Source organism: uncultured Shewanella sp. (assembly GCF_947495455.1).
GTDB lineage: Bacteria > Pseudomonadota > Gammaproteobacteria > Enterobacterales > Shewanellaceae > Shewanella.
On sequence record NZ_CANLZC010000200.1, the window covers coordinates 1 to 3,113 of the forward strand.

Annotated in this window: 4 protein-coding genes; 2 read left to right on the top strand and 2 right to left on the bottom strand. The window is 38.9% G+C overall.

Annotated elements, in window-relative coordinates; translation table 11 throughout:
- Window positions 1-156: 156 nt before the first annotated feature.
- Window positions 157-459: an antibiotic biosynthesis monooxygenase gene (locus Q0791_RS24615; protein WP_299011906.1), complete on the bottom strand. Its 303-nt coding sequence runs from the start codon at window positions 457-459 to the stop codon at window positions 157-159.
- A gap of 126 nt (window positions 460-585) precedes the next feature.
- On the opposite strand from Q0791_RS24615, the gene Q0791_RS24620 reads away from it, so the two are divergent.
- Window positions 586-1,575, top strand: coding sequence for a helix-turn-helix domain-containing protein (locus Q0791_RS24620; RefSeq protein ID WP_299011907.1), 990 nt, complete (start codon window positions 586-588; stop codon window positions 1,573-1,575).
- Window positions 1,576-1,619: 44 nt separating this feature from the next.
- On the opposite strand, the gene Q0791_RS24625 is transcribed toward Q0791_RS24620, so the two are convergent.
- Window positions 1,620-2,282, bottom strand: a complete 663-nt coding sequence (locus Q0791_RS24625) for a GDSL-type esterase/lipase family protein (protein ID WP_299011908.1) — start codon at window positions 2,280-2,282, stop codon at window positions 1,620-1,622.
- A gap of 272 nt (window positions 2,283-2,554) precedes the next feature.
- Between Q0791_RS24625 and Q0791_RS24630 the strand changes: the two genes are divergently transcribed.
- Entirely contained in the window at window positions 2,555-3,034 is a 480-nt protein-coding gene (locus Q0791_RS24630; RefSeq protein ID WP_299011909.1) for a hypothetical protein, read from the top strand.
- Window positions 3,035-3,113: the final 79 nt, after the last annotated feature.

Below are 3,113 nucleotides of genomic sequence, written 5' to 3' on the forward strand. Positions count from 1 at the left end.
TTATATGAAGAACCATCTTATTTATCGCAATGTCTTCGGGATTATTTAGAATAAAAATATGAGGGGATCTTTAAGATAATGAGTATATTTTTGAATGTCGTCAGCCAAGGTTAAACTAACCTTGGCTTTACTGTTAGATTAATGAGCGAAATATCATTAAGTTTTTGCTGCTAGAATGTTTGCTGTCATTATTTCGGGTGCCATCGCCAATAATTCATCGGCTTGTGATAGCAGTGCGTCTGCAATTTTACCATTAAGGTGAACTTGACGACCTTGTTCATTGGCAAAGGTGTCGAAAATGGCAAATCGGGTATCACTGATCTGCACAGCATACCAGCTGATGGTTTGTTCTTCTTCATTGGCAAGAGCTAATGCGCTGGTTAATAACGCTTTGACTTGCTCTATTTTTTCTGGTTTTGCTTCAATTTTAGCGAGGATAGCTAATGATGGTGTGTTCATTTTTATGTCCTATTGTCAGTAATGAGAGTTGGTGTATTTGAGTGTGTATAATAAAGCGACTGGAAGGTTGACAATGAGTGGCGAAAAAGACAATGATCATATAATTTCAGCCAATAGTAAGTTTGTATGATACGTATTGTTATCGCGGCACTCCCCCAAGCATTACCATCGGCGTTAATGGGGATCCAAGATCTGTTCAGTTTAGCGGGATTAAGACTATCCAAGAGACAAACTGCTGTTTATACCGATGATGATTTGATGTGGTTCCCCGATATTGTCATTGCGAGTGTTGATGGAGAAGCCATTACTGATGGTCAAGGGCGTACTTATCCAGTTGAAGAGTCGTTTAGCGAGATAACTCAATGTGATGCTGTGATTATTCCAGGCTTCGTACCCGATCAATTTTCAGTGCCTCCTTCGCCATTATTAGACAAGACTTCTCGGGATTGGTTAAGGCTGCAGTATCGACAAGGCGCAATTATTGCTGGCTCTTGCAGTGGCGTATTGGCTATCGGTGAAGCTGGCTTGCTCGATCATCGTCGATGTACAACGACTTGGTGGTTGCACGATGAGCTTAAATCACGCAATCGTTTGGCATGTTCTTTGTGGGCCAGTGAGTTATTAGTTGATGAAAATATTGTGTCTGCTGGTGGGCCCTTCTCTTGGATTGATGTCACTCTGCAAGTGGTGAAAATGCTGGCAGGCGATAAAATAGCACAAAAAATGGCTGATTTTGCTATTGTGGATACTCAGCCAAAATCTCAGTATTTTAGTATCCCTCTTGGATATAAAATAACTAAACCTGCTTTTGTGTCACTTGCTGAGCAATATATTCGCCAAGGTTATGGCTCTAATATGGCGCCTAAGCGCTTGGCCGTTTTAATGTCAGTTTCTGAGCGCACTTTACATAGAAAAATTAAACAGTTAACGGGAATGTCTCCTAAACATTTTATTGACAAAGTGCGCATGGAATATGCTTGTACCTTATTAGCAAACAATAATAAAACCATTAGCACGATCGCGTTAGAATTGGGGTATTCTGATGATGTTGTTTTTAGGCGGGTTTTCAAACTGGCGATGGGTATGACGCCAAGCCAGTATAAACAACAATGTTAACAAAGAAAATACAGCCCCGTTTAATGACGATATCCTTGTCAGTGTCAATGCGATTTTAATATTTGTTTAAAATATGGCTGTAATTGCTTAAGCCATATCGCGTAGCCTTTAGGCGTTAAGTGCAGTTGATCATGCATGATATCCAGAGGAATTGCGCCTTGGTGGTCTAAAAAAATGGGATTGATATCGATATATTCCATCAGGCTGTTCGCTGCTAATTTGAAATATAATCTACTGGCTTGAGTAGTGATTTGACGTTCAATGGAGTCCTTTGCTCCACGAGGGAAAAGTCGATATACAATGATCTGAGTGTCAGGCAGTTTGCGTTGAATTTGATGAGTCAAATATTGCACTCCTTCTGCGATTTCTTGGGCAGTATTGTTAAATACATTATTGGTGCCAATATTGAGCAGTAATAATCTTGGCGTAATTCTGTCTAATTGACCATTTAGGACTCGCCAGAGTACATGTTGAATTTTATCCCCAGCAAAACCAAGATTTTGAATGATAAGCTTTTTTGACCAAGGTTGTAATACTTTGTGTCCTGCCTGTTCCCATTGTTGCATGATGGAGTCTCCCATCAAAATGACATCGGGATTGATATTATTCTGCTGATGATGGTTTAAAATACCGTGATGCCTTTTGGCCCAGCGTGAACTATTGAGCTTATTCTGGGCAAAGGTTGTGGTGTTAGTATAGGGGAGCATGGGGATTGTATTTTGAAGAGGCAGTAAAAATAGATTAACTGTGTTCTTGATGTGATGCAAATCATAGTGAATAGGTATACGTCTCTTACTTCTTGAATCGCACAGAATGATTTATTTTTTACCCTTTACCCAATAAAGGCAGATCACCAATATAAGTTAGGACAGGCATAACTATTATTGTCTTATATTTATATTAGTGTCTTATATTCAAAAGTATGATTTATTACTTAAAATAAGGTGGTTAATATGCGCTGTTTTGACAAGGATCTGTTATGCAGCGGTTTAGACTTATCAACATCGATATTGAACTTAAATCAAAAAAGTCATTGGCTCCTCTAATCGCGTTTTGGGACGAGGATGTATGTGTATTGCGCGATGATTTTGATGGTGAAGAGCATCACTTGTCTTTTGAAGTGAGTGCTTATTACGAATATATTGAGGGAGAGTTTGCCGCTGAGCAGTTCATTATCGACGAAGTTTATAGGCTAGTGTCAATTTTATCGGTTAAAAATAGAGCACTCTGGGATAATTGTACCGCTAAAGTGCTGGATTTTGGTTATGAGCAGCACTTGGACTTAATGGCGTTAAACAGCCTGCCAGATAATGCCGTTAAAGTTGATAACGGTATAACTTATAATCAGTCTATAGGGCTTTATGGTATGAGATTGCCGAATCAAATATTATCTATACTCACGTCACTGGATGTTGATTTATTTTTTACCTTTTACCCTATACATGGTATAGCTAAATGAACATAAAATGACATACTCAGCTGGAATGAAAAGTGATTTAGGCTAGGCGAATTGTTGAAAGCATAGTGATTCTACGATA